The sequence below is a fragment of the Nocardia anocheti genome, assembly GCF_029675105.1.
GTDB lineage: Bacteria > Actinomycetota > Actinomycetes > Mycobacteriales > Mycobacteriaceae > Nocardia.
The window spans coordinates 181,796-208,326 of sequence record NZ_JAQQFV010000007.1 but is presented as its reverse complement, the minus strand read 5'-3'; the positions used below and the strand labels follow the sequence as shown (position 1 = coordinate 208,326).

Here is a 26,531-nt window from a genome sequence, read left to right as displayed (position 1 = left end):
CACGCATTACCGAGCAATGTTCACTTCGGCAGATTCGGCTCGAGGTCCGCCGCATGCCCAGCCGCGATGATGCAGATGTCGACATCGCGCTTCCCGTTCATCAACCAGGCGGCGTAGATGTCGAACATCCCCTGCTCCGCTTGGAACGAAACGTGACACCCGTCAGGGTCAGAGCTCTCACGGAAGACGATCCCCGACCGCTTCCCCACAGTCGTGTCCCGGAGGCCGACAACACCCGACTTCGAGCGAGTTTCACTGATCGTGTGCGAAGTCGAACCGACGGTCAACGTGTACGGATCCCCCTCCGGATACCACGAACACACCCGCCAACTCGCTGGCCCCGACGGCGGATCCGTCACCGTCCGCTTCGACGCCGGATCCACCCCGGTAGCCCGCAGCACATCAGCACTCAGCTCCGTACACGGGTTGTAGACCTCGATCTCATCGATGTCCCGCACCGTCGTGGTCGGCGCCGTGGCGGTCCCATCGATCGTCTCGTCACACCCGACGACACCCAGCAGACACACCCCGGCAAACACCGCACCCAGTACTCGACCGTTCCGCACGAATCTCCTCAGATCCCCAACCGAGCCTGCGCGGCATCCACCACCACAAGCCGAACCCCCGCCACTGCGCCCCCGGCGCACCGCAGTTCGGCGCCAAGAATACACCGCGACCCCCACCCACAGAACCTCCCGAATCTCCACAATCCGGCCGAGGCGGCGGGCATCAGGGAGCACAGTGCCAGAGCGCATTGATCGGATGCGCCCTGAGCCGGTCGCCGAAGGGCAGCGAGTGCGTTGCAGCGTCGAAGCCGCCTTCACCTCGATACCAATGCCTCGTCCATCGGCCGCTTCGAGGACTGCGTCGACCTCCACCCTGTCCTTGTTCCGCTAGTGCCACAGTGTGACTCGCTCGCAATCAGGGCAGCTCGGCGTCCTGCATGCACGCTTGGACGACCACGGAGTGTCCCCCTTCAGCTTCGTCGATCGGGACGCTGACGACCCCGCATCCCACCACGCTCACCACCGTTGGACGCACCGTTCCGCCTCGAGGTTCCGTCGAATTCCCCACACCGGAAACCGCCCCCGATTCCGCTACGCTGAGCGACTGGCACCTAGTGCCACAGATCGTCCGCACGGGCTCGCCCCGCGCCGACGATCAGACCGATCAGAATCGACACCGCAGGTCGCGAGCATCTCCGATCCGGCGGCACACGGCTTCACCGGGGGCGGGACAACGATGACAAGTGCAGGCGGCGCCGGGGAAATCAACATCTCCCCCGACCAGATCAAAACCCACGCCACCAACGTCACCTCCGCCGGATCGGGCCTGACCGAAGCCCTGGAAGCCGCCCAAGCCGTCTCCGCCCCCTCCGACGCGTTCGGCAAACTCTGTGCCTTCCTCGGTCCCCTGTTCGTCGACTCGGTCGAAACCGACGGCATCGACGCCATCCAAGCCGCGATCACCGCCTTCGGTGACACCAGCACGAACCTCACCGCGGTCGCCGACGCGTTCACCTCCCGCGACACCACCAACGCCGCCGCGCTCAAGTCACAGGAATCCGGCCTCTGATGGCCGCCAACCCCCTGATCGCCACCAAAGAAGACACCACCGACTGGTCCACCGGAATCAGCCTGGTCTCCTCGGTCACCGACCTGTCCGACGCCATCTCCGGCGGCTCCTGGATCGACGTCGGCCTCGGCGTGGTCGGCCTCGGCGCCGAAGCCGTATCCCTGGTCGTCGACCCCCTCGGCACCCTGGCCGCCTACGGCGTCGGCTGGCTGATCGAACACTGCCAACCCCTCCAAGACGCCCTGGACTGGATCGCCGGTGACCCCGCCCAGATCGAGGCCTACGCCAAAACCTGGGACAACGTCGCGACCCGCATCAGCGAAGTCGCCACCGCCCAGAACACCGCCGTCACCACCGACGTCGCGGACTGGACCGGCCAAACCGCCACCGCCTACAAGAACGCCGCCTCCAACACCACCAACCTGCTCACCGCCGCCAACACCGCGGCCACCACCGCCGCCTCGGCGATCCGCCTCGCCGGCGGTGTCGTGGCCGCGGTCCGCGAAACCGTGCGCGACCTGGTCGCCCAAACCGTCGGCCGCCTCGCGGTCTGGGCCGCCGAAGCCATCTTCTCCCTCGGCTTGGCCACCCCCGTCATCGCGGTCCAAGCCACCGCCTACATCGCCAAAACCACCGCGATGATCTCGAAACTGTTCTCCCGCCTGGCCAAAACCATGGCCAAACTCAAACCACTGCTCAAACAGTTGAAGAACGCCTTCGGCGACATCGCCAAAGCCTTCAAGAAGACCCCGTCCAAGACCAAGAACGCCGACGAACTCGCCACCACCAAACCGGCGAACACCAAAAGCGGTGACTCCCCGACGACCCCGTCGAACGTCAAACAAACCGATTCTCCGACCAGCCCGTCGACGGTGAAAGACCCCGCCACCCCGGACACCCCGAGCGGTACGACACCGGAAACCAAACCCTCGACCACCAACCCGGCCAACACCGCCACTATCGACAACACGCTGCCCAACCAGAACAAAACAGCGTCACCGGAAGCGAACAAAACCACCAAACAAACCATCGACTGCGGCGACCCCGTCGACGCGGCGACCGGCGAGTTCCTCCTCCCGGAAACCGACGTGAACCTGCCCGGTGTCCTCGCGCTGGTCCTGACCCGCCGCCACCGCTCCTCCTACCGCTTCGGACGCTGGTTCGGCCCGTCCTGGGCAGCGACCCTGGACATGCGCGTCGTCGTCGACCAGGTCGGCGTGAAGTTCGTCGGTCCCGACGGCGAACTCTGGCAATTCCCCCACACCGCCCCCGACGTCCCCGTCCGCCCCGTCCACAAGGGCATCCGGGCCACACTGACGCGCACCGAGTCCGGCGGCTACCACGTCTATGACCCCGAACGCGAGATCGCCTGGGGCTTCCACCCCGATCCCGTCCTTGCGGGCCTCGACACCCGCCTCGGCAACTACGCCATCACCGAGATCACCGACCGCCACCACAACCAGATCCGCTTCCACTACAACCCCGACGGCGTCCCCACCCACATCACCCACACCGGCGGCTACCACATCGAGATCGACGCCGCCGACGGCCGCGTCACCGCTCTCACCGTCACCGGCACCGACCCCGACGGCACCCCCGTAGCGACCCGCGTCCGCGAATTCGGTTACACCGCAGGCAACCTCACCTCCGTCATCAACGGCGTCGGGGCCATGACCCAGTATCGCTATGACAGTGACACGCGCATGCTGTCCTGGCATGATTCCCGCGGCACCGAAATGGTCAACACCTACGACCAGCACGGCCGAGTCGTCAAACAGGTCGGCACCGACGGGATCCTCTCGGCCACCCTCGCTTACGAGGACGTCCCCGGATTCAACCGCACCCGCACCCACCACACGAATTCCCTCGGCGCCACCACCATCTTCGAATTCGACGAAGAACTCTGCCTGCGTCAGGTCATCGATCCCCGCGGCGCGAGCACCCTGACCGACTACAACGAATACCGCCAACCGGTCCGCCACGTAGACGCCTACGCCAACACCACGATCTACCTCTACAACGACGACGGCGACCTGATCCTGCTGCGCCGCCCGGACCAGCAAACGATCACCATCGACTACGCCGCACCCCACCGCCCGTCCCTGGTCACCGACGTCGACGGCTCGACCATTGCCCGCACCTACGACGAGCACGGCAACCTGACCAGCGTCACCGACGCCGACGGCATCACCACCACCTACACCCACCACCGGTGCGGCGCACCGGCATCGATCACCCTCTCCACCGGGGCGACCACCGTCATCGAAATCGACAGCGCCGGACTCCCGATCCGCATCACCGAACCCAACACCGCGATCACACTCATCGAGCGCGACGTCTTCGGCCGCCCCGCGAGAATCACCGACGCCCTCGGCAACATCAACACCCACCACTACTCGGTCGAGGGAAAACTGCTCTCCCACACCGACCCCGAGGGCGCTACCCAGTCGTGGACCTACGACGGTGAAGCCAACCTGCTCACCCACACCAACCAGATCGGCGCCGTCACGCGCTACACCTACGGCAGCTTCGACCTCGTCGCCACCAAACAAGCCCCCGACGGCACCATCACCGCCTACACCCACGACACCGAACGCCGCCTCACCACCGTCACCAACCCCCTCGGCGACACCTGGACGTACGAATACGACATCGCTGGCAACGTCTGCACCGAAACCGACTACAACGGCTCGATCACCCGCACCGAACACGACCTGCTCAACCGGCCGACCGTCATCACCACCCCAACCGGTATCCAACGCCGCCAGTTCTACGACATCCTGGGCCGGTTCACCGGAGTCAGCACCGACACCGGCGAATGGATCACCAACACCTACACCCCGACCGGCCACCTGGTCACCGCTCGAAACGGCCTGCACGACTCCACGATCCACGCCGTCACCTTCGACCGCACGCTCGCGGGCAGGCTTCAGGCACAACACGTCGACGGCCGCACCACGTACTACGTCAACGACAACCACGGCCGCAGAACTGGATACACCACACCCAGCGGAGCAACGACCACCTACGAACGCGCCATCACCGGCGAGGTCACCGCCCTCACCACCCACGGCCACCGCTTCGACTTCACCCACGACCTACTGGGCCGCCAGAACAGCTGGCACACCACCGGAATCGGCCAACACAACACTTACAGCCCCGCCGGATATACTCTGCGCCGCGAACTCGTCGCACTCGATCCCCGCAGCAGCGCCCCCACCCAGCTACTCGGACGCGACGACTACGATTGGCGCCCCGACGGCTACATCACCCGCCACACCACTACGACACCTTCCACAACTAACCGCCGGGACTACACTATTGACGTGATCGGCCGGATCACCCACATCACTGCGCCGAGCGCTGGAATAGCAGAGCGATACACCTACAACGGACTATCTAGCCTGACCACTGCCGAAATACCTGCGCTGCCAACACAAACAAAACCCGCCCACGAGGTCCACCCATCCATGGACGACCCCCATTTTGAATATCGCAACAACCTGCTGATCCGTGCAGGGCGCACCCGTTACCACTACGACGCCGCAGGCCGCCTTATCCGGAAGGTCAGAACACGGCTCTCACGTAAACCTGCGGTTTGGCATTACAGCTATGACGCGCTCGACCAACTCATCGAAGTCACGATGCCCGATAAATCGATCTGGGGTTACACTTACGACCCTTTTGGGCGACGAACCAGCAAATACCGTCACGACTGTGCAACTCGCACGAACTTCCTCTGGGATGGAGTCCACCTCGCCGAACAAATTACCACCACTGCGACGACGACTCGCGTCCACACCTGGACCAACCATCCGGGCACTTATGTCCCCCTAACTCAATCGATCGACAATCGGTTCTGGGCGATAGTCACCAACACTCAAGGGTCGCCCACCCATCTTGCAGATCCGAAGACGGGCGAAATCGCGTCGACGGCAACCTCAACACTATGGGGCCGACACACTTGGCTCGGTCTCGATACCCCACATCGTTTCCAGGGGCAGCAATACGACGACGAGACTGGGCTCCACTACAACTATCACCGCTACTACGACCCCGAAACGGGACGGTATCTCTCGCAGGACCCCTTGGGATTGTCGCCGGCTCCAAATCCTGCCACGTATCCACATAATCCGACTATTTGGACAGATCCGCTCGGGTTGACGCCGTGCAGAATCGAGCGAATCAAAATGATGCTGGGAAGAGCGGGGATGAGTGTCAAAGATTACGACATCGAGTACCATCCGGAAATTCGAGACCGGTTAGGCACGGACTCCATTTGGGGCGATTCTCCGCATGATGGTGGCGGCCGTCCAAACCTTGGCGAGAGGGGGCGTCCGCTCATTCAGCTGAGCGAGAAGGCGTTTGACTCCGATGAGACTCTGATAACAACAATTTTTCATGAGATATACCATCACAAGCAATTCAGGATGAGCCCATACAGCATGGGCGGACTAGAGGGCAACGCTGAATCCTATGGCAAGTCAATGTATCAAGAATACATACGAAGGATCTCATAGTGAACGAATATTCATGGACTGCCTACACTGGCCATGAAAGGGCGAAGTTGAAGATATCTTCATTTTCGGACCTTGCCGACGAGCGCGAGTGCCCGCATTGCGGATGCATCTCCGTTCGATTCTACTTTCACAAGCTCGTTGGACTGGTGGATCGTGGAGAAGTTCTCGAATGGTGTAGACGCTGTCGGCGGTTCGCATCGACTATGGTTCCTGACATGTCGGCAAGATTTAGCATTTCGGCACCACTGCGCGGTACGAAACTTGAGCAGCTCATCGATACGAAGTCGCCACAGTCCTACTTGTGGAAGCTGGATGATAAGTGGGAGCGGGGAATGTTGCCGCAGGACATCGCAATTCGCGGATACTGAGGTCGCCGCGGAACGGCAGCGCGCGCCACCTGCCATCACCAGTAGCACTAGATATCTGGTTCGACGACCCTGGATGCTTTCGACCGCATCACACAGGCCGCAAAGTCCGACTCTGGTAGTGCCGAACGATACAGATTCGACGCGCTATCCAATCTCACGGTCGCCGAGGCCGACGAAATGTGGTCTATTGTTAGAGGTTCGAGTCTGTCGCCATCCCGGCGGTAGCCCCTCTTTCTAAGATCGTGCCTCTTCTGGTTGCTCGGGCCTGCGCGAGGTTCTTGTACCCGGTCAGTGCCGCCGCCAGCGTGAGGAAGGCACAGAAATGGGCGTCTTTGCGGTCGTAGCGCATCGTCAACGGTGGTACCCAATGAGCCAGGCCCGTGGTTCGCCGGATCACCCACCGATGCCTGCCCAGGCGCTCACCGGATTCGACGCCCTTGCGGGCGATCCTTACACCGATCCAGGGATCGGCCAGCCACTGCCGCAGCTCACGATCTTCATAAGTCCTTGTCCGCGTGCAGCTTTCCCGGCCTACGACGACGCAGCCCCGCCGGGAACGCGCGGCCGGGATCGCCCGCACAAACGGCCGTAGCGCCTCGGCATCAGGGGTGTTCGCCGCGAGTGTCCCGATCTGACCACACCCGAAAACGGGGGAGAATCATGGAGCAGTACGTATTCCACGAGGTTTACACTGACGGCCGGTACGCCTACGACCCCCGACTCTCTCAGACTCCAATTCCACTCGGAGACTATCAGAATGTCATGAGGAGCCTAAATCCCGGAATGAGCTGGCGATGACAGCCGCGCCGCCGGATCAGTCACCGAGCCTTAGCGTGTTGAGAATCCTATCAAAGCTCGGAGAGGTAGAATGGGCACGAATAGATTTGGGCTACGACGAATACAATAAGCGTCGAACACCCCCTTTTTGTTGTTTGGCGATACAAGTCAGAGGAGAGCAATACTAGCGAATTAGTTCGATATGGCATTGTATCCTACAGAGGCCCAGTGGCTTGGTGCGCAGAAACCAATCGACGAAGGAACTGGATGATTCAACCGTGTCGGGTGCCGACAGAGTTCGCTCCCCAGCTCGGCGTAAATCACTCAGAGCTTCCGCTGAAAATATCGGAACTCGATCCAGAGTTCTGCGAAAATGCAATATCTGATTTCGACTCGCTATTCTCCCACCTGGATAGGGCTTGGACAGTGCGGGATAGAGCAATCGAATAAGGTCAGACCGGTATGACAACTCCTTCAGATGATCGAGAGTTCGCGTGGATCGACGGAAATTTGCCAATACATTTTGGATTCAAGTTCAGGCCATGGCGCTACAATTTATCTCTATCAGAATTGGAGTTTCGCAGCTTCGACAGGTCTCCCGATCCGACCTACATATCGATCAGATTCTTCAGTGTATTCGCCGTGAAGATGGCCACGCTTTTCGAAACGGTGACGATTGATCTGGCCGACCATTCTCAATCCGTAGAAATACTCCAGCTCTCAGGGTTAGACGAGTCACGCTGGGATCGAGTCAAGTGCCTGGCCCTCAAATCTGGTCGTGTTGACAGCCTGGTTGCATGCACGAGCTATTCGATTCGGGTTTATCACCAAGGGTTTCCATCTGCCAAGGCAACTCCAAGCACTTAACTCCGTCGAGGAGTGACCGAGGCCCGTGGTAGGCGGTAGCGGAATATTCGAAGCTGTCGAGAACGAGACCACGCCCTCCGTATTGCGCGTCGTCGGGCGCGGACGTAATCAGCGTTCTTCATAGTCCGATCCGTACACGACATCTCTCGCCGGAGCAGAAGTCTTCAGCCCAGGACGGCTCTGGGTTCGGGGAGGTAGAGGCGGGCCTTACCTTTCACGCTGCCCCACATCGCCATGCCGATCATGGGGGTGTTCTGGGCGATGAGGAGGTGGCGGGCAGTGAGGTCGATGACTGCGGGGACTACTACCGTGCCGAAGCTCATGGGTTTGTTGGTGACGGCGGGGATCGCCGCGGGGTGGACTCGTTCGGAGATGAGGGCGGCTACGGCGCAGGCGCCGCCTTTGACGGCGAAGGCGCTGGGGCGGCGGATGGAGCGGGCGAATTCGTCTACCTGGCGGGTGAAGCCGGCGACGGTGGCTGGGGAGATTTCGCCGGCGTAGCCGACGCAGACGGCGAGTTCGATGGGGTTGAGGGAGCTTTTGATGACTGCGCCGATGCCGATTGTGGACCAGACGGGGCCGAGCCAGTTCTGGCTTACCTGCAGGCCGCCCATGGCCATGTGCTGGGCGACGGCTGCGCGGTAAGCCTGGACTGCGGGGCTCTCCTCTGGGCCGACGGGTGAAGGGGGCTGCGGTGCAGCGTGATTCGGCTGCGGGGGTGCGCCGTAGGGAGCGGGGTTCGGCTGGCCGTAGGGTTGCTGGGAGTACGGCTGCGGGGCGCCGTAGGGCGCGGGTTGATACGGCTGGGGCGCTCCGTAGGGGGCGGGCTGCTGTGGTGGCGCGCCGTAGTGGCCTGGTTGCTGCGGCTGGGGTGCACCGTAGGGGCCGGGCTGCGGCGTTCCGTACGGACCCGGCTGCTGCGGATAACCGAACTGGGCTCCTGGCCCCGCTGATGTCATGTCCCCTCCTCCAGCGAACTTCCCCGACCACCGGACCCTACCCGCCGCGGGGACTACAGCTCCGGAGTGGTCCTGAGAGATCGCCACACACGCCGTTCGCGTCTCCCCACCGAGAGCGACCACACCATCACGCCGATAGTGCTGCCATTGCTAGCAAAGTATCACTGGACTTCACGAGTGATACTTTTCGAGGAAGAAGTATCACTCGTGCATCCCAGCGGTGGTCCTCGACGACCCGAGGACTTCTCCCCCGCTCAGCGGGCTGATCATGAGGGCTTACTGCGGCTGTCGATCGAGAGTGATCGGCCCGGGTGGTTCGAGATCTCCCTGGCGGTGGCCGAGAAGCTGGTCACCGCGGTCATTCTCGTCGAGGTGCCCCGGGGACAGCAGCGGTCCTCCACGGCGCCGGAAGTTCTCGATGTCATGGGTGGCAGCTGAGTCTGCGGGGCGAGACGTGTAGTCGGCACTAGCATCGATTTCTCGGCACGACGACTCGACGGCAGGCGAGGAGTGAGGGCGATGGGCGAGGCAGGGCGTGGGGGGCTCGATCTCGATGTGGCGTTCCGGGACGCGCTGGCCGAGATGTCCGCGGCGGGGCGGGTGGACGCGGTGGATGCGATCGATGGGGCATTCGGGCTGGAACTGTTCGATTCGCAGGTCACCGGCAGGCATCTGGATCTGGTGGCGCGGCGGTTGGGGGTGGCGCGGCAGGGGTTCTACAGTATCGGGTCGTCGGGGCATGAGGGGAATGCGGCGGTGGCGGCGGCGCTGCGGGTGGATGATCCGGCGCTGTTGCACTATCGGTCGGGGGCGTTCTTCGTGCAGCGGTGCAGGCAGATCGCCGGGCTGGATCCGGTGCGGGATGTGTTGCTCGGTGTGGTGGCGGCCGCGGCGGATCCGATTTCCGGTGGGCGGCACAAGGTGTTCGGGAGTGCGAGTGCCTCGATCATTCCGCAGACCTCGACGATCGCTTCGCATCTGCCGCGGGCGGTCGGGTTGGCGTTCGCGCTGGATCGGGCTGCGCGGCTGGGGGTTTCGTGCCGGTGGCCGTCGGATGCGGTGGTGGTGTGCAGTTTCGGGGATGCCTCGGCCAATCATTCGACGGCAGCCGGGGCGCTCAATGCTGCCGTGCACGCTTCGCATCAGGGTGTGCCGATGCCGATTCTGTTCGTCTGTGAGGACAACGGGCTGGGGATCAGTGTGCCGACTCCGCCGGATTGGATCGAGCGGGCCTACGGGCCGCGCCCCGGGCTCACCTATCTGGCGGCCGACGGCACCGATCTGCCCGATGTGCTCGGTGCGGCCGAGGACGCGGTCGAGATGGTGCGGTCGTGGCGGGTGCCGGTGTTCCTGCACCTGCGGACGGTTCGGCTCGGCGGGCACGCGGGTTCCGATGTCGAGGCCTCCTATCGTCGTCCGGCGGAGATGGCCGCCGATCTCGCTCGCGATCCGCTGCTCAGCACCGCGCGATATCTGATCGCGGCAGGTATCGACGAGGCGACCGGCCTGCTCGCGCGATACGACCGGATCGGTGCGCGGGTCCGGGAAGTCGCTGATGAGGTGGTCCATGAGTCGCGGCTGGACTCCGCGGCCGCGGTGATCGCCCCGCTCGCACCGGCTCACCCTGCGGGTGTCCGGGCCGACGTGGTGCGCTCCAGCCCTACCACCGACGCGGGGACACGAGCGGCCGTGCCTGTGCCCGAGCCGATGACTCTCGCCCAAGCGATCAACCACACGCTCGGTGTACTGCTCGAGCGGGATCGCGATGTGCTCGTGTTCGGCGAGGACGTCGGCCGTAAAGGTGGGGTGTACGGGGTCACAAAGGGGCTGCGGAAGCGGTTCGGCAGCAGGCGGGTGTTCGATACCTTGCTGGACGAGCAGGCCGTCCTCGGTACGGCACTCGGCACCGCGCTGGCCGGATTCGTGCCGATCCCGGAGATCCAGTACCTCGCCTACGTACACAATGCCGCCGATCAGATCCGGGGCGAGGCCGCCACGCTGCAGTTCTTCTCGAACGGGCAGTTCCGCAATCCGATGGTGGTGCGGATCGCGGGGCTCGCCTATCAGAAGGGGTTCGGCGGGCATTTCCACAACGACGATTCCCTTGCGGCACTGCGTGATATCCCCGGGGTGGTGGTGGCCGTACCCGCCCGTGCCGACGATGCGGCGGCCCTGCTCCGGACATGCGTGTCGGCGGCCCGGGTCGACGGGCGCGTGTGCCTGTTCATCGAGCCGATCGCGCTGTATCACACGCGGGACCTGTATCCGGGGGATGAGGCCTGGATGACCGCACCCACCGGGGAGCATGTGCCGATCGGCAAGGCGCGGGTCTACGGGGACGGCACGGATCTGACCATTGTCACCTTCGGCAACGGGGTGCCGATGAGCCTGCGGGTGGCGGATCACCTTGCCGCCCAAGGTATTCACGCACGCGTCGTCGATCTGCGCTGGCTGAATCCGCTGCCGGTCGAGGACCTGATCCAGCAGGCCGGAGCGACAGGTCGCGTACTGGTCGCCGATGAAACACGCCGCGGCGGTGGGGTTTCGGAGTCGGTGTTCGCGGCACTGATCGACGCCGGATACTCCGGCGCGCTGGCCAGGGTGACCAGTGCGGACAGTTTCGTCCCCCTGGGTCCGGCCGCCGACACCGTCCTGTTGAGCGAAGACGCGATCGAGGACGCGGCCCGGCGCCTGCTCGGCTGAGTCAGGTCGAGAACTTGTACCAGGGCCCGTCGAGATGCCGGTAGCGCTCGTCGTACTCGCCGCTGCTGGCGGGCGGTTCCCCGTGCGGCAGGTACGCGAAGCCCGCGGGTCCGCCGATCCCCATGCCCGGCACGGTCAGCAGGCAGCCGTTGTCCTTCGCGCGCACGGCGCTCACGTCGTAGCCGCCGATCCGGCGATGACCGTCATCGATGTCGGGTGCGACGAGCGCGAAGTAAGGGAGAACGCGGCCGGATCAGCCGAACTTGATCTCCAGGCCGATGCCGAGGATCGCGATGAGCCAGACCAGGCCGACGAAGATGGTGATGCGGTCGAGGTTCTTCTCGACGACCGTGGAGCCGGACAGGCTCGACTGGACGCCGCCACCGAAGAGGCTGGACAGGCCGCCGCCCTTGGCGCGGTGCAGCAGCACCAGCAGCACCAACAGCACGCTGGTGATCACAAGGAGGATATCGAGGAACAGCGACATGGCGTTCATCCTAGGTGGTCTCCGGGCGACTGGTCTAACCAGGCTCGACCGCGACCAGGTGGGAGATGGTGTCGGGGCCCGCCGAGTAGTGGGCGACGGTCTCCTCGATCTCCCGGTCGCGGGCGGTCAGCCGGACCTGGTGCTGATGCATGTGCTCGGCCCAGGACCGCACCACGAACGCCTCGACATAGCGGTCGACCACGCCGACGTCGCGGTAGAGCCGCCATTCCATCGCCCCGGTCCGCTGCCGGGACCGTCCGACCATGGCCATGGCGGCGGTGAAGCCGGGCACCTCGGCGGGCGGCACGTCGTAGCCGCGCATGACCAGCACCGGGCCGTCGGCGGCGTCGGGTTCGACCACCAGCTGCGGTTCGGGCCAGAAGGCCGCGGGTGAGAGGTCGATGTCCTCGACATTGTGCCGGATCGGCCACCACACCGTGCTCACCGCGCAGGCGGCCAGCAGGCCCGCCGCGATCAGCAGCGCGGTCACCGCGCCGTAGGCACCGGCGACCAGACCCCACAGCAGCGAGCCGATCGCCTGACCGCCCATGAACACCAGCATGTAGACCGACAGCCCGCGCGCCCGCACCCAGGCGGGCAGCAGCAGCTGCATGGTGGAGTTCAGGGTCGCCATGGCCAGCAGCCAGGCCAGACCGGCGCCGACCAGCAGGATCAGCACGATCACCACGCTGTGCACCAGCGCGGTGGCGACCGCGCCCATCCCGAACAGCACGGCGGCCAGGGCGAGTCGCTGGGTCGGGGTGAACAGCACGCGCAGGCGCGACAGGCCCAGCGCCCCGCAGACCGCGCCGAGGCCGAGCGCGCCGAGCAGCAGGCCGTAGCCGTCGGAGGCCAGGCCGAGCCGGTCGTGCGCGATCACCGGCAGCAGCGACCACACCGCGCTGGCGGGGGCGATGAACAGGATCGCGCGGAACAGCACGCGTCGGATCGCGGGGGCCGCGCGGATGAAGCGGGTGCCCGCCTGCAGGGCGGCCAGCGGACGCTCACTGGGCAGGGTGTGCGGGCTGGTCTGCCAGGTCGAGACGAGCAGCACCGCGACGATCCCGATGAACGAGAGTGTGTTGAAGGCGAAGACCACCGTCGGCCCGGCCACCGCGACGATCACCCCGGCCACCGCGGGCCCGACCGCGCGACCGATATTGACGCTCATGCTGCCCAGCGCGGCCGCCGAAGGGATCTGCTCGCGCGGGACCAGTTCCGGTTGGATCGCCTGCCAGGCCGGTGCGGTGAGCGCCTGGCCGCAGCCGAGCAGGAACAGCAGGGTGAGCAGCACCGCGGGGGTGGTGTGGCCGGTGGCGGTGAAGACGGTGAGGGTCAGCGAGGCCAGGGCCATGCCGGTCTGGGCGCCGAGCAGGAGTCGGCGGCGGTCGACGAGGTCGGCGAGCACGCCGGACGGGATCGACAGCAACATCACCGGCAACGCGAGCGCGGTCTGCACGAACGACACCAGCGCGGCCGCGTTGGGCTGGTCGACCAGGATCCACTGCGCGCCGACCGTCTGCATCCACGTGCCCAGATTCGACACGAGCTGGGCGATCCACAGCGCGCGGTACACCGGCGAACGCAACGGCGCCCACGTGGAGATCGGCTTCACGGGCGCGCTGGTCACCCGCCGAGCATATCCGCGGCGACCGCCGCCGGGCCGCCGCGCACGATCCCGCGTCGCCGTGACATCCCCCGACGGATTCGCCGCACACTGCGCGAATCTCCGTGCTCGGGCCGACGGCACGCGCACACCGACGCGGGCGGATCGGGGATCGTGTCGGCGGCGACGGCACGATGCCTCGCCGTCGTCACGTGCCCCGCTGTCCGGATCCCGGCACGTACGATGGCCCCCATGTCGGCAATCCCGCTCCGCCTCGCCGCGCTGTGTGTGCTGGCCGCCGTCGCGGCCACCGCGTGTTCGTCCTCGGATTCCGGGGACACCACCGACGACACCGCGACCCCGATGGGCCACACCTACGTCTCCACCGAGGTCGACGGCGACACCATCCCCGGCGGCGGCCCGATGACGCTCACCTTCGCCGACGGGCGCATCTCGGCGAACTCCGGCTGCAACACCAGCAGCGGCACCGTCGACCTGAGCGACCACATCCTGCGCACCTCACCGCTGGCGGGCACCCTGATGGCGTGCGCGGGTGGACGCGAACGCGCCGACACCTGGCAGAACTCCTTCCTGGAGTCGGCGCCGCGCTGGCGTGTCGACGGGGACCGGCTCACGCTGACCGGCGAGACCGTCACCGTGCACCTCACCGACAAGAAGGTGGTCGATCCGGACCGGCCGCTGCTGGGCACCACCTGGATCGTCACCACCATGCTCACCCCGGAGGGGCAGGTCCGCTCGACCGTGCTCGACGAGGTGAGCCCGAATCTGACCATCGGCGAGGGCGGCACCGTCGCCGGGATGGCGGGCTGCAACCGCATCACGGGGACCGCGGGCGTCGGCCCCGGCGACGCGGTGAACTTCGCCGTGGCCACCACTCGGATGATGTGCGCGCCCGAGGTGATGGAGGTCGAGCAGAACGTCCTGCGGGCGCTCGACGGACGCACCACGGCCAGCATCGACGCCGACCAGCTCACGCTGCGCAACGACAACGGCTACGGCCTGGTGCTGCGCGCCCAGTAGACGCGGAAAACGAAGGGCCGGACACCGATTCGCGGTGTCCGGCCCTTCGGCGTTCGATCCCCCGGATCAGGGCAGCGGACCGCCCGCGGCGATCGCCGACAGGGTGGCGAACTCGTCACCCTTGAGCGAGGCACCGCCCACCAGCGCGCCGTCGATATCGGTCTGCCCGACCAGCTCGCCGACGTTCTTGGCGTTGACCGAGCCGCCGTAGAGCACCCGCACACCCGCCGCGACCTCCGGCGACGCGAGCTTCTCCAGCTCGCCACGGATCGCGCCGCACACTTCCTGCGCGTCGGCCGCCGAGGCGACCTTGCCGGTGCCGATGGCCCACACCGGCTCGTAGGCGATGACGACCTTCGCGATCTCCTCGGCCGACAGGCCCTGCAGCGAACCCCGCAGCTGCTCGAGGTTGTATTCGACGTGTGTGCCCGCCTCGCGGACGCCCAGGCCCTCGCCGATGCACACGATCGGGGTGATCCCGTACTTCAGCGCCTGCTTGGCCTTGGCGAGCACGGTCGCGTCGTCCTCGCTGTGGTACTGCCTGCGCTCCGAGTGCCCGACCACGACGTAGGTGCAGCCGAGCTTGGCCAGCATGGGGGCGCTGACCTCACCGGTGTAGGCGCCGGAATCGTGGGTCGAGACGTCCTGCGCACCATAGGTGAGCAGGAGCTTGTCGCCCTCGATCAGCGACTGCACGCTGCGGATGTCGGTGAACGGCGGGATGACCGCCACGTCGACCTTCGCGAAGTACTTGTCCGGCAGCGCGAAGGCCACCTTCTGCACCAGCGCGATGGCCTCGAGGTGGTTGAGGTTCATCTTCCAGTTGCCCGCGATGAGCGGCTTGCGTGCGGCCACGGCTCAGTCCTCCAGCACCGAAATACCTGGCAGCTCTTTGCCTTCCAGGTATTCCAGAGACGCGCCACCACCGGTGGAGATGTGAGAGAAGCCGTCCTCGGGCAGGCCGAGGGTGCGCACGGCCGCGGCCGAGTCGCCACCGCCGACGACCGTGAACGCGCCCTTACCGGTGGCGGTCACGATGGCCTCGGCGACCCCGCGGGTGCCCGCGGCGAACTTCTCGAACTCGAACACGCCCATCGGGCCGTTCCAGAACACCGTCTTCGCCTCGGTGAGCAGCGCGGAGAACCGGGCCACCGACTCGGGGCCGATGTCCAGACCCATCCAGCCGTCCGGGATCTCGGTCGAGGCGACGGTCTTCGATTCGGCGTCGGCGGCGAACTTGTCGGCCGCGACGATGTCGACGGGCAGGTGCAGCACGTCGCCGAAACGCTCGAGCAGCCCCTTGCAGGTGTCGATCATCTCCTCCTGCAGCAGCGAGGTGCCCACCGAAAGGCCCTGGGCGGCAAGGAAGGTGAAGCACATGCCGCCACCGATGACGAGGGTGTCGACCTTGGGGGCCAGCGCCTCGATCACGGCGAGCTTGTCGGAGACCTTGGAGCCGCCGAGCACCACCGCGTAGGGGCGGGCCGGGTCCTCGGTGAGCTTGCGCAGCACCTCGACCTCCGCGGCGACCAGCGTGCCCGCGTAATGCGGGAGCTGCTGGGCCACGTCGTAGACCGAGGCCTGCTTGCGATGCACCACACCGAAGCCGTCGGAGACGAAAGCGCCGTCGTCGCCGACCAGTTCGACGTAGGCGGCGGCCAGCTTGGCCCGCTCCCCCTCGTCCTTGCTGGTCTCGCGCGGATCGAAACGCACGTTCTCGAGCAGCAGCACGTCACCGTCGGTGAGGCCCTCCGAGCGCGAGAGCGCGTCGTAGCCCACCACGTCACCGGCGAGCTGGACATTGCGGCCCAGCAGTTCGGCGAGCTTCGCGGCCACCGGGGCCAGCGAGAACTTCGGGTCGGGCTCGCCCTTGGGGCGGCCGAGGTGCGCCATCACGACCACCTTGGCACCGGCCTCGACCAGCGCCGCGATGGTGGGGACCGAGGCGATGATGCGGCCCGGGTCGGTGATCTGCCCCTGATCGTCGAGTGGCACGTTCAGGTCGGAGCGCACGAGCACGCCACGGCCTTCGACGCCGTCGGACAGGAGGTCTTGGAGTGTTTTGACAGTCATATTTTCAGAGAGACTTACCCACGAGGTCGACAAGGTTGGCCAGACGGTTGGAATATCCCCACTCGTTGTCGTACCACGACACCACCTTGACTTCGTTGCCGATGACCTTGGTCAGCGGCGCGTCGTAGATGGACGAGTGCGGGTCGGTGACGATGTCACTGGACACGATGGGGTCCTCGTTGTACTTGAGGATGCCCTGCATCGGCCCTTCGGCGGCAGCCTTCATCGCGGCGTTGACCTCCTCGACAGTAACCGGCCTTGACAGGGTAGCGGTCAGGTCGGTGACCGAGCCGGTCGGGACCGGAACGCGCAGTGCGTAGCCGTCGAGTTTGCCCTGCAGCTCGGGCAGGACCAGGCCGATCGCCTTGGCGGCGCCGGTGCCGGTGGGCACGATGTTGAGGGCGGCGGCGCGGGCGCGGCGCAGGTCCTTGTGCGGCGCGTCCTGCAGGTTCTGGTCCTGGGTGTAGGCGTGCACGGTGGTCATCAAGCCCTGCTCGATGCCGAAGGCGTCGTTGAGGACCTTGGCGATCGGGCCGAGACAGTTGGTGGTGCAGGACGCGTTGGAGATGATGTTCTGGGTGCCGTCGTACTTGTCGTCGTTGACGCCCATGACGATGGTGATGTCGTCGCCGGAGGCGGGAGCGGAGATGATGACCTTCTTCGCGCCCGCGGACAGATGACCCTTGGCCTTCTCCGCGGCGGTGAAGATCCCGGTGGACTCCACGACCACGTCCACGTTCAGGTCCGCCCAGGGCAGCGCGGACGGGCCCTCCTTGATGGCCAGCGCCTTGATGCGCTGCTCGCCGACGACGATGGTGTCACCGTCGACGGAGACCTGCTGCGGCAGCCGACCCAGGATCGAGTCGTATTTCAGCAGCGTGGCGAGGGTGTTGATGTCGGTGAGGTCGTTGACCGCGACGATTTCGATGTCGGTCTGGCCGACAGTTTTGAGGGCCTCCACGGCGCGGAAGAAATTCCGGCCGATCCGGCCGAAGCCGTTGATACCTACCCGGACAGTCACTTGTCGCTCCTCACCTGTAGCGGATTCGTTCCGACCGTTCCCAGACTAGTAGCCACCTGGCCGTTCCCGTCAGCGGAACTGTGCCGCGTGAGGTACCGCCAGCTGCCTATGGACCACCCAGAGTAAGGGGCAGAGCGATCGTGCATGACCGCTCTGCCCCAAACGTCGGATTCGCCACAGCCAGTGGCGAATCGGACTGTTACGCGTCGTCGAGAAGTTCCGCGGTGACCGCCGACTCGGTGTCGGGGATCCCGAGGTCCTTGGCCCGGCGATCGGCCATCGACAGCAACCGCCGGATCCGGCCCGCGACCGCGTCCTTGGTCATCGGCGGATCGGCGAGCTGACCGAGTTCCTCGAGCGAGGCCTGCCGGTGCTGTACACGCAGCTTGCCCGCCGCGGCCAGATGGTCCGGCACGTCGTCGGCGAGGATCTCCAGCGCCCGCTCGACCCGGGCCGCCGCGGCGACGGCCGCGCGCGCCGAGCGGCGCAGGTTGGCGTCGTCGAAGTTGGCCAGCCGGTTGGCGGTGGCCCGCACCTCACGGCGCATCCGGCGTTCCTCCCAGGTCAGGCGGGTGTCCTGGGCGCCCATCCGGGTGAGCAGGGCACCGATGGCCTCGCCGTCACGCACCACCACCCGGTCGGTGCCGCGCACCTCGCGGGCCTTGGCGGTGATGCCGAGCCGACGCGCGGCGCCGACCAGTGCCAACGCGGCCTCCGGACCCGGGCAGCTCACCTCGAGCGCCGAGGACCGCCCCGGCTCGGTGAGCGAACCGTGCGCCAGAAACGCGCCACGCCAAGCGGCTTCGGCGTCACCGATGCTGCCGCCGACCACCTGGGCGGGCAACCCGCGCACCGGCCTGCCGCGCACGTCGAGCAGGCCGGTCTGACGCGCCAGCGCCTCGCCCTCCTTCGACACCCGCACGACATAGCGGGAGGTCTTGCGTAGCCCACCGGCGCCCAGTACGTGCACGTCGGAGCCGTATCCGTAGAGCTCGAAGATCTCCCGGCGCAGGCGCCGCGCGATGGACCCCATGTCCACTTCGGCTTCCACGATCACCCGGCCCCCGACGATGTGCAGACCACCCGCGAACCGCAGCAACGCCGACAATTCCGCTTTCCGCGAGCTGACCTGCGACACCACGAGCCTGCTCAGCTCGTCCTTCACCTCGGCTGTCATCGCCACGAGACGCGCTCCTTTCCCACCGACCCGGAACGCACATCCGATCCCGTGTGCCGTCCCTCGACTCGAAGCCCTGCCAGTTGCGGCCGCGGCGACCGGATCACCTGATCCAGTGCGGCGGCAAGTTTTCCGGGATGATGCCGATCCGTTCCCGGCTCGGCGACATCGCAGAACGTTACCCGTGCGCGCAACTGTTCGGCGGCTCTTGCCACATGTTCCCGCTGCCGCCCCTCGGGCACCGACGCCGAGTCGACTAGCACGTCATCGACCGCGAAATCCGGTGCGTGCTGGGACAATACATGCAGATGACGCTCCGCGGAAAAGCCGGCGGTCTCCCCCGGCTCCGCGGCCAGATTCAATACCAATACCTTGCGCGCCGCGGTGCGCACCAGGGTCTCGCGCAGTTGCGGCACCAGGACATGCGGGATGACGCTGGTGAACCACGAACCCGGGCCCAGCACAACGACATCCGCGTGCTCGATGGCCGCGGTCGCCTCCGGACTGGCAGGCGGATCGGACGGAATCAGCCGCACCCGCCGGACCTTACCCGGCGTGGTGGCCACCGCAACCTGACCGCGCACGCGGCGCCCGATCCGCGGATCCGATTCCAGCCCGGACACTTCGGCCTCGATGTCGAGTGGGATCGGCGACATGGGCAGCACCCGGCCGGTGATCCGCAGCAGCGAGCCCACCGCGTCCAGCGCGGCGACCGGGTCACCGAGGACATCGGTGAGCCCGGCCAGGATCAGATTGCCCACCGAGTGCCCGGCCAGCGCGCCGGTGCCGCCGAAGCGGTGCTGGACCGTGGTGGTCCACACGCCCTCGGCGTCCTCGGACAGCGCGGCCAGCGCCATCCGCAGGTCACCTGGTGGGAGCATGCCGAGTTCGCCGCGCAACCGGCCCGAGGACCCGCCGTCGTCGGCCACGGTGACCACGGCGGTGATCCGCTGGGTCAGCCTGCGCACCGCGGTCAGGGTCGCGTACAGCCCGTGTCCGCCGCCCAGTGCGACGACGGCTGGGTCGGTGTCACCTCCACTCATTCGCGCCCCAGATCCCGGTGCACCACGCGCACGACGTCGACCGCCGTGTGCGCGGTGTCGTCGCCGATGCGCTCGCCGAGCGCCTCGGCGATCGCGACGCTGCGATGTTTACCGCCGGTGCAGCCCACTGCCACCGTCATGTATCGCTTCCCCTCTTGGCGGTATCCCGTCGTGGTCAGGTCGACCAGGTGCTCACCGGTGCTCAAGTAGTCCTGCGCGCCCGGCCTCGACAACACGTAGTCGCTGACCACCGCTTCCTGCCCGGTGTGTTCCCGCAGTTCGGGAATCCAATGCGGATTGGGCAGAAAACGCACGTCCAGCACCATGTCGGCGTCGAGGGGAACACCGTACTTGAAGCCGAACGATTGCACCGTCAGCTGCAGTGCCGCTGGCGCGCCAGCCCCGTAGGCTTCCTCCAGCTTGCGGTGCAGCTGGTGGATCGAGAGCTCGGTGGTGTCGATGACCAGGTCGGCGGCGGCCTTGACCGACGAGAGCCGGACCCGCTCGGCGGTGATGCCCGCCGAGAGCGTGCCGTCGGGGCTGTCGCTCTGCAGTGGATGCCTGCGCCTGGCGAAGCCGAAGCGCCGGATCAGCACGTCGTCGGAGGCCTCGAGGAACAGCACGCGGGTGCGGATGCCCGCCGACCGCAGCTGCTCGGTGACGCCGGACAGCTCACCGGTGAAGAACCGGCTGCGCACGTCCATGACCAGGGCCAACCGCCGGATCGGCGGGTCGGCGGCGGCGCCGAGCTCGATCATCCGCCCGATCAGTTCGGGCGGTAGGTTGTCGGTCACGTACCAGCCGAGATCCTCCAATACCCGCGCGGCGGTGCCGCGGCCAGCGCCGGACAAGCCGGTCACGATGACCACTTCTACTGGTTGCTGTATGTCGGTGACCGACCCGGACTGCCCGGGTGCCGCCCCCGCTGTGCTGTTCGATTCGACGCGTGTCATGTCCTACCGGATCCGTTTCTGGGTGCCTTTCGATCATCCCGCACCGGTTCGGGTATCGGGCGCAGACACACAACGTACGGCACTCGCAATATTGCGTGACGGTGATGCGCCCGACCCGGCTAGGGGGAATTGAGCGCTTCGAGCACCGCTTTCGCGGTGGAGACCCCGATACCGGGCACCGATGTGATCTCCTCGACAGTCGCGTCCTTGATCCGCGCGACCGAGCCGAAGTGGGTCACCAGCGCGGTGCGCCTGGCCTCGCCGAGCCCGCGCACCGAGTCCAGCGCCGAGGCCGTCATCCGCCGGGAGCGCTTGCTGCGGTGGAAGGTGATGGCGAAGCGGTGGGCCTCGTCGCGCACGCGTTGCAGCAGGTAGAGGGCCTCGCTGTTGCGCGGCATGATCACCGGGTCGGCCTCGCCGGGCACCCACACCTCCTCCAGGCGCTTGGCCAGGCCGATCACGGCGACATCGGTGATGCCGAGTTCGTCGAGCACCTCGGCGGCCGCTGCGACCTGGGGCGCGCCGCCGTCGACGACGTAGAGATTCGGCGGGTAGGCGAAGCGGCGCGGCCTGCCGGTGGAGGGGTCGATGCCGGGGCGCGAGGCGGGTTCCTCGGTCTCGTCGGGTTCGATGTCGACCGGTTGCTGCCGGTCGCGGGCGAGGCGGGCGAAACGGCGACGGGTCACCTCGGCGATGCTGGCGACGTCGTCGGAGCGGCCGTCGCCCGCGGCCTCCTTGATGGCGTAGTGGCGGTAGTCGGATTTGCGAGCCAGCCCGTCCTCGAAGACCACCAGTGAGGCGACCACGTCGGTGCCCTGGACATGGCTGATGTCGACGCATTCGATCCGCAGCGGCGCGCTGTCGAGTTCGAGGGCGTCCTGGATGTCCTGCAGCGCTTGGGATCTGGAGGTGAGGTCACCCGCGCGCTTGAGCTTGTGCTGGGCCAGTGCCTCCCCCGCGTTGCGCTGCACGGTCTCGGCGAGCGCCTTCTTGTCGCCGCGCTGGGGCACGCGCAGCGAGACCGCGGCACCGCGCAGATCGCTCAGCCAGTCCTGGATCTCGACGGCGTCGGCGGGCAGTTCCGGGACCAGCACCTCGCGCGGGACCACCACCGCGGCCTCGCTCCCGGTGTTCTGCTCGGCCATGGCGGCCTGCTCGCCGTAGAACTGGGTGAGGAACTGCTCGACCAGCGCGGCCAGTTCGGTGCCGGACTCGGCGACGTCGAGCGCGTCGCCGGACTTGTCGACCACCCAGCCGCGCTGGCCGCGCACCCGGCCGTCGCGGACGTGGAAGATCTGCACCGCCGCCTCGAGCTCATCGGTGGCGAAGGCGATCACATCGGCGTCGGTGCCGGTGCCGAGCACCACGGCCTGTTTCTCCAGGGCACGGCGCAGGGCCTGCACGTCGTCGCGCAGGCGGGCCGCGGTCTCGAAATCCAGGTCCTCGGCGGCCTCGTGCATACGCCGCTCCAGCGCGCGCACCATCTTGTCGGTCTTGCCGGAGAGGAAGTCGCAGAAGTCCTCGACGATGCGGCGGTGCTCGGCGGCGTCGACCCGGCCGACGCACGGCGCCGAGCACTTGTCGATGTAGCCCAGCAGACACGGGCGCCCGATCTGGCTGTGCCGCTTGAAGACTCCGTTGGAGCAGGTGCGCGCCGGGAACACCCGCAGCAGCAGGTCGAGGGTCTCGCGGATGGCCCAGGCGTGGGCGTAGGGGCCGAAGTAGCGCACGCCCTTCTTGCGGGCACCGCGATAGACGAACAGGCGCGGGTACTCCTCGTTCAGCGTCACCGCCAGGACCGGGTAGGTCTTGTCGTCGCGGTAGCGGACGTTGAAGCGCGGATCGAACTCCTTGATCCAGTTGTACTCGAGCTGCAGTGCCTCGACCTCGGTGGAGACCACCGTCCACTCGACGCTGGCGGCGGTGGTCACCATCTGCTTGGTGCGCGGGTGCAGGGACAGCACGTCGGCAAAGTAGGAGTTCAGCCGACTGCGCAGGCTCTTGGCCTTGCCGACATAGACGACCCGCCCGTGCGCGTCCCGGAATTTGTACACACCGGGTTCGACGGGGATCGTGCCCGGCGCCGGCCGGTACGTCGCGGGATCTGCCACTCGTCAAGACTATCGACCCCGTCCGACAGAACCCATCGAGCCGAGCGGACCGGCCCGTGTACCGTAAATGTCCGGATTCCGATCCGGGGCGCGCTCCGGACCCGCACGGAAAGGACGTCCGATGACCTCCCCGGTAGCACCACCGCCCGCCGTCGACCTCGACGACGACGCCCCACCGCCCTGGCTCCCGCCCGGCACGGTGCGCGGCGCCCGGCTCATCGCCGCCGTCTCGGCAGCCGTCGGCGTGGTGTTGATCGCCATCACGCTGGCCCTGGGCACCGCGAACTCGCTGATCCCGCTGCTCGCCGGATACCTGCCGACCTTCGCGCTGGTCCCGCTGATCCTGCTGTTCGGGCGCGGTGGCGACCGGGTCCGACAGGCCGCGGTGGGCGTGGCCGCACTGGGCGGTCTGGTCTCGTGCACCGGCATTCTGACCGGTCTGCCGCCGGGCGCGGTCGGGATCGTCGCCAATGGCGCCATCGCCGCGCTGCTCACCCGCGAGTCCGCGCGGACCTGGTTCACCCGGCAGCGCTGAGCGCCCGCGCTCAGCCGGTCGTGTCGACGCCGTGGGCGGCCAGCGCGTCGATGAGGGCGCGCGGGCGGTCGGCGGTCGGTAGCGGGTCGACGAGGGCGAAGCGCGCGCCCAGCGCGGCGGCACCGCCGTCGGCCTCGGCACTGTCCCCGACCATGAGCACGCGGGCGGGGTCGGCACCGAGCCGGTCGATGGCGTCGCGGAAGACGCGCGCGTCCGGTTTGATGGCGCCGATCTCGTAGGACAGCGTCATCGCGCCGATCAACGCGTCCCAGCCGTGTCGGGTGAAGGCGGGGCGGATGTCGAAGGCGATATTGCTGACGATTCCCACCGGAATGCCCTGGGCGGACAGGGATTCCAGGACGAGGCCGGTGTCGGGGTACGGCGTCCAGGCGAGCGGATCGATGAGCCGCTCGTAGAGGCGGGCGGCCTGCGTCTCGGGGACGCCGGAGCCGCGCAGCACCTCGAGGTAGGCGTGGCGATGCAGCGCGGGGTCCAGATCGCGGTGGTCCCAGGCGTGCTGGCCCGCGGTGTCGAAGGTCATGAACTGTTCGACCGGGGCCGTCATGCGGCGCAGCACTTCGGCTTTCGCGGCCACGTCGAAGGGGGTGCCGTCGTCGCCGACGAGTTCGTCGGCCCAGGTCCGGTCGTCCTCCAACCGGAAGACCGTGCCGGAGAAATCGAACAGCACCGCGTCCACGCCCATGTCGCCAGGGTAGCCAGAACCCGGCCGGTCGCGACCCGGAAAGCGTTACGCTGCCAGGATGACGCCAAGGCGACAGACGTGGATCGGGGCCGCGGCGGCCGGAGTCCTCACGATGGGTCTGCTCACGGGCTGCGCGTCCGACGACGCGGCGGCCGCCGAATGCGCGAGCACCCCGAACGGCACCCCGATCACGGCGGCGCCCGCCGCCTCGGGCACGGCGCCCACCTCGCAGAACCTGAGTCTGAACCCCGAGATCGCGTCGGGCTATCGCACCGGTATGACCGCCGTGCGCACCAGCACCTACGCGGTCTCGACCGCCAACCCGCTGGCGACCGAGGCCGCCTGCCGGGTGCTGCGCGCGGGCGGCACGGCCACCGACGCGCTGGTCACCGCGCAGGCGGTGCTCGGGCTGGTCGAACCGCAGGCCTCGGGCCTGGGCGGTGGCGCGTTCCTGGTCCACTACGACGCGCGCACGCGCACGATCGAGGCCTACGACGGCCGGGAGACCGCCCCCGCCGCGGCCACCGAGAACTATCTGCGCTGGGTCAGCGACACCGACCGCACCGAGCCCGCGCCGAACACCCGCGCCAGCGGCCGCTCGATCGGTGTCCCCGGGGTGCTGCGGATGCTCGAACTCGCCCATCGTGAGCACGGCCAGACCTCCTGGAAGGACCTGTTCGATCCGGCGATCGACCTGGCCGACAACGGTTTCGAGATCAGCCCCCGGCTGGCGGGCCAGATCGCCGAGTCGGCTCAGGACCTCGCCGCCGACGAGGGCGCGCGCGCCTACTTCCTCGAATCCGACGGCGCCCCCAAGAAATCCGGCACCGTGCTCACCAATCCGGCGCTGGCCAAGACGCTGGGCGCGGTGGCCACCGACGGCGCCGACGCCTTCTACACCGGCGCGATCGCCCAGGCCATCGTCGAGGCGGCGGGCAGCACGGCGGGCGGACGCACACCGAGCCTGCTCACCACCACCGACCTGGCCGACTACCAGGCGAAGAAGCGCACCGCGCTGTGCACCGGCTACCGCGCCTACGAACTGTGCGGGATGCCAGCGCCGTCCTCCGGCGGCACCACCGTGGCGGCGACCCTGGGCATTTTGGCCAACTTCGACCTGGCCGCCCTGCGCCCCGCCGACCCCGACGCCGACGGCGGCGTCCCCGACGCGCGGGCGGTGCATCTGATCTCCGAGGCCGAGCGGCTGGCCTACGCCGACCGCAACAAGTACGTCGCCGACCCGGATTTCGTTCCGCTGCCGGGCAATTCGGCGCTGTCACTGGTACATCCGCAGTATCTGCAGCAGCGGTCGACGCTCATCGATCCGCAGCGCAGCATGGGCACCGCGAAGCCGGGTGACCTGGGCCCGGTGCCGCTGGGCAACGGTCCCCAGCCGCCCGAACACGGCACCAGCCACATCTCAGTGGTCGACAAGTACGGCAACGCCGCCGCGATGACCACCACCGTCGAATCGGCGTTCGGCTCGTTCCACTTCGTCGACGGCTTCCTGCTCAACAACCAGCTCACCGATTTCGCGGCCGACCCGGTCGACGCCGACGGCATCCCGGTCGCCAACCGGTTGCAGCCGGGCAAACGCCCGCGCAGTTCGATGGCGCCCACCCTGGTGTTCGATCGCGACGAGCAGGGCAATCGCGGCGAACTGGCCCTGGTGACCGGCTCGCCGGGCGGCGCGGTGATCATCCAGTTCGTGGTGAAGACGCTGGTCAACATCCTGGACTGGAAGCTCGATCCGCAGCAGGCGGTCTCGGGAGTCTCCTTCGGCGCGGGCAACACCCCGGTCACCGGGGTCGGCGGCGAGCATCCCGCCATCGACGCCACCGACAACGGTGACCACGACGCGCTGGTCCAGCAGTTGCGGGCGATGGGCCACGAGGTGTCGGTGGCGCCGCAGTCCAGCGGACTCAGCGCACTGCGGCGTGACGGCGGCGACGGCTGGATCGGTGGCGCCGACCCGCGCCGGGAGGGCGCGGTGCTCGGCGACACCCGCTAGC

20 protein-coding genes are annotated in these 26,531 nt (G+C 67.1%); 7 read left to right on the top strand and 13 right to left on the bottom strand.

Translation table 11 applies throughout. The annotated features are described in order from the left end of the window. Positions 1 to 20: 20 nt before the first annotated feature. Complete coding sequence (locus tag QC180_RS19945) at positions 21 to 566, bottom strand: DUF3558 domain-containing protein (RefSeq protein WP_278264284.1); 546 nt, start codon at positions 564 to 566, stop codon at positions 21 to 23. 676 nt (positions 567 to 1,242) lie between these two features. Between QC180_RS19945 and QC180_RS19940 the strand changes: the two genes are divergently transcribed. Next, a complete protein-coding gene (locus QC180_RS19940; RefSeq protein ID WP_278264283.1) occupies positions 1,243 to 1,575 on the top strand; it encodes a type VII secretion target in 333 nt (110 codons plus the stop codon). Beyond that, complete coding sequence (locus QC180_RS19935) at positions 1,575 to 6,095, top strand: RHS repeat-associated core domain-containing protein (RefSeq protein ID WP_278264282.1); 4,521 nt, start codon at positions 1,575 to 1,577, stop codon at positions 6,093 to 6,095. The genes QC180_RS19940 and QC180_RS19935 overlap by 1 nt, the downstream gene beginning before the upstream one ends. A 2,176-nt stretch (positions 6,096 to 8,271) precedes the next feature. Here the strand turns inward: QC180_RS19935 and QC180_RS19930 are convergent. Then, positions 8,272 to 8,721, bottom strand: coding sequence for a hypothetical protein (locus QC180_RS19930; RefSeq protein ID WP_278264281.1), 450 nt, complete (start codon positions 8,719 to 8,721; stop codon positions 8,272 to 8,274). Positions 8,722 to 9,273: 552 nt separating this feature from the next. Here QC180_RS19930 and QC180_RS19925 point away from each other — a divergent pair. Beyond that, entirely contained in the window at positions 9,274 to 9,504 is a 231-nt protein-coding gene (locus QC180_RS19925) for a hypothetical protein (protein WP_278264280.1), read from the top strand. A gap of 81 nt (positions 9,505 to 9,585) precedes the next feature. Next, positions 9,586 to 11,769 (top strand): transketolase C-terminal domain-containing protein, encoded by a 2,184-nt coding sequence (locus QC180_RS19920; protein ID WP_474646494.1) that lies wholly within the window; start codon positions 9,586 to 9,588, stop codon positions 11,767 to 11,769. Between the two features lies 1 nt (position 11,770). Here the strand turns inward: QC180_RS19920 and QC180_RS19915 are convergent, their stop codons facing one another. The 3 genes from QC180_RS19915 to QC180_RS19905 form a co-directional block, all read right to left on the bottom strand. After that, complete coding sequence (locus QC180_RS19915) at positions 11,771 to 11,944, bottom strand: hypothetical protein (RefSeq protein ID WP_278264279.1); 174 nt, start codon at positions 11,942 to 11,944, stop codon at positions 11,771 to 11,773. 78 nt (positions 11,945 to 12,022) lie between these two features. After that, the gene (gene secG / locus QC180_RS19910) at positions 12,023 to 12,256 is read right to left on the bottom strand and encodes a preprotein translocase subunit SecG (RefSeq protein ID WP_278264278.1); all 234 of its coding nucleotides are present in this window, start codon (positions 12,254 to 12,256) and stop codon (positions 12,023 to 12,025) included. Positions 12,257 to 12,290: 34 nt separating this feature from the next. Further along, positions 12,291 to 13,886 (bottom strand): MFS transporter, encoded by a 1,596-nt coding sequence (locus QC180_RS19905; RefSeq protein ID WP_278264277.1) that lies wholly within the window; start codon positions 13,884 to 13,886, stop codon positions 12,291 to 12,293. 228 nt (positions 13,887 to 14,114) lie between these two features. Between QC180_RS19905 and QC180_RS19900 the strand changes: the two genes are divergently transcribed. After that, positions 14,115 to 14,903 (top strand): META domain-containing protein, encoded by a 789-nt coding sequence (locus tag QC180_RS19900; RefSeq protein ID WP_278264276.1) that lies wholly within the window; start codon positions 14,115 to 14,117, stop codon positions 14,901 to 14,903. 66 nt (positions 14,904 to 14,969) lie between these two features. On the opposite strand, the gene tpiA is transcribed toward QC180_RS19900, so the two are convergent. The 7 genes from tpiA to uvrC form a co-directional block, all read right to left on the bottom strand. Continuing rightward, complete coding sequence (gene tpiA / locus QC180_RS19895) at positions 14,970 to 15,758, bottom strand: triose-phosphate isomerase (RefSeq protein ID WP_278264275.1); 789 nt, start codon at positions 15,756 to 15,758, stop codon at positions 14,970 to 14,972. Positions 15,759 to 15,761: 3 nt separating this feature from the next. Further along, complete coding sequence (locus QC180_RS19890) at positions 15,762 to 16,976, bottom strand: phosphoglycerate kinase (RefSeq protein ID WP_278264274.1); 1,215 nt, start codon at positions 16,974 to 16,976, stop codon at positions 15,762 to 15,764. 4 nt (positions 16,977 to 16,980) lie between these two features. Continuing rightward, the gene (gap, locus tag QC180_RS19885) at positions 16,981 to 17,997 is read right to left on the bottom strand and encodes a type I glyceraldehyde-3-phosphate dehydrogenase (protein ID WP_278264273.1); all 1,017 of its coding nucleotides are present in this window, start codon (positions 17,995 to 17,997) and stop codon (positions 16,981 to 16,983) included. A gap of 199 nt (positions 17,998 to 18,196) precedes the next feature. Beyond that, complete coding sequence (gene whiA, locus QC180_RS19880) at positions 18,197 to 19,180, bottom strand: DNA-binding protein WhiA (RefSeq protein WP_278264272.1); 984 nt, start codon at positions 19,178 to 19,180, stop codon at positions 18,197 to 18,199. Continuing rightward, entirely contained in the window at positions 19,171 to 20,217 is a 1,047-nt protein-coding gene (locus QC180_RS19875) for a gluconeogenesis factor YvcK family protein (RefSeq protein ID WP_278264271.1), read from the bottom strand. Before QC180_RS19875 ends, whiA begins: the two co-directional genes overlap by 10 nt. Further along, positions 20,214 to 21,170 carry an RNase adapter RapZ gene (gene rapZ / locus QC180_RS19870; protein ID WP_278264270.1) on the bottom strand — a complete coding sequence of 319 codons (957 nt, stop codon included), beginning with the start codon at positions 21,168 to 21,170 and terminating at the stop codon, positions 20,214 to 20,216. The genes QC180_RS19875 and rapZ overlap by 4 nt, the downstream gene beginning before the upstream one ends. A gap of 119 nt (positions 21,171 to 21,289) precedes the next feature. Next, positions 21,290 to 23,281 (bottom strand): excinuclease ABC subunit UvrC, encoded by a 1,992-nt coding sequence (gene uvrC, locus QC180_RS19865; protein ID WP_278264269.1) that lies wholly within the window; start codon positions 23,279 to 23,281, stop codon positions 21,290 to 21,292. A gap of 121 nt (positions 23,282 to 23,402) precedes the next feature. Here uvrC and QC180_RS19860 point away from each other — a divergent pair, with 121 nt between their 5' ends. Then, complete coding sequence (locus tag QC180_RS19860; RefSeq protein ID WP_278264268.1) at positions 23,403 to 23,816, top strand: hypothetical protein; 414 nt, start codon at positions 23,403 to 23,405, stop codon at positions 23,814 to 23,816. 10 nt (positions 23,817 to 23,826) lie between these two features. Here the strand turns inward: QC180_RS19860 and QC180_RS19855 are convergent, their stop codons facing one another. After that, a complete protein-coding gene (locus QC180_RS19855) occupies positions 23,827 to 24,519 on the bottom strand; it encodes an HAD family hydrolase (protein WP_278264267.1) in 693 nt (230 codons plus the stop codon). A 112-nt stretch (positions 24,520 to 24,631) separates the two neighbouring features. On the opposite strand from QC180_RS19855, the gene ggt reads away from it, so the two are divergent. After that, positions 24,632 to 26,530, top strand: a complete 1,899-nt coding sequence (gene ggt, locus QC180_RS19850; protein ID WP_474646503.1) for a gamma-glutamyltransferase — start codon at positions 24,632 to 24,634, stop codon at positions 26,528 to 26,530. Position 26,531: the final 1 nt, after the last annotated feature.

Coding starts and splice junctions, on each gene's coding strand:
- rapZ (WP_278264270.1), bottom strand. CDS start 21,170: ATGACACGCGTCGAATCGAACAGCACAGCGGGGGCGGCACCCGGGCAG.
- QC180_RS19875 (WP_278264271.1), bottom strand. CDS start 20,217: ATGAGTGGAGGTGACACCGACCCAGCCGTCGTCGCACTGGGCGGCGGA.
- QC180_RS19935 (WP_278264282.1), top strand. CDS start 1,575: ATGGCCGCCAACCCCCTGATCGCCACCAAAGAAGACACCACCGACTGG.
- QC180_RS19890 (WP_278264274.1), bottom strand. CDS start 16,976: ATGACTGTCAAAACACTCCAAGACCTCCTGTCCGACGGCGTCGAAGGC.
- QC180_RS19855 (WP_278264267.1), bottom strand. CDS start 24,519: ATGGGCGTGGACGCGGTGCTGTTCGATTTCTCCGGCACGGTCTTCCGG.
- QC180_RS19920 (WP_474646494.1), top strand. CDS start 9,586: ATGGGCGAGGCAGGGCGTGGGGGGCTCGATCTCGATGTGGCGTTCCGG.
- secG (WP_278264278.1), bottom strand. CDS start 12,256: ATGTCGCTGTTCCTCGATATCCTCCTTGTGATCACCAGCGTGCTGTTG.
- QC180_RS19940 (WP_278264283.1), top strand. CDS start 1,243: ATGACAAGTGCAGGCGGCGCCGGGGAAATCAACATCTCCCCCGACCAG.
- QC180_RS19900 (WP_278264276.1), top strand. CDS start 14,115: ATGTCGGCAATCCCGCTCCGCCTCGCCGCGCTGTGTGTGCTGGCCGCC.
- QC180_RS19930 (WP_278264281.1), bottom strand. CDS start 8,721: ATGGGCGGCCTGCAGGTAAGCCAGAACTGGCTCGGCCCCGTCTGGTCC.
- QC180_RS19860 (WP_278264268.1), top strand. CDS start 23,403: ATGACCTCCCCGGTAGCACCACCGCCCGCCGTCGACCTCGACGACGAC.
- ggt (WP_474646503.1), top strand. CDS start 24,632: ATGGGTCTGCTCACGGGCTGCGCGTCCGACGACGCGGCGGCCGCCGAA.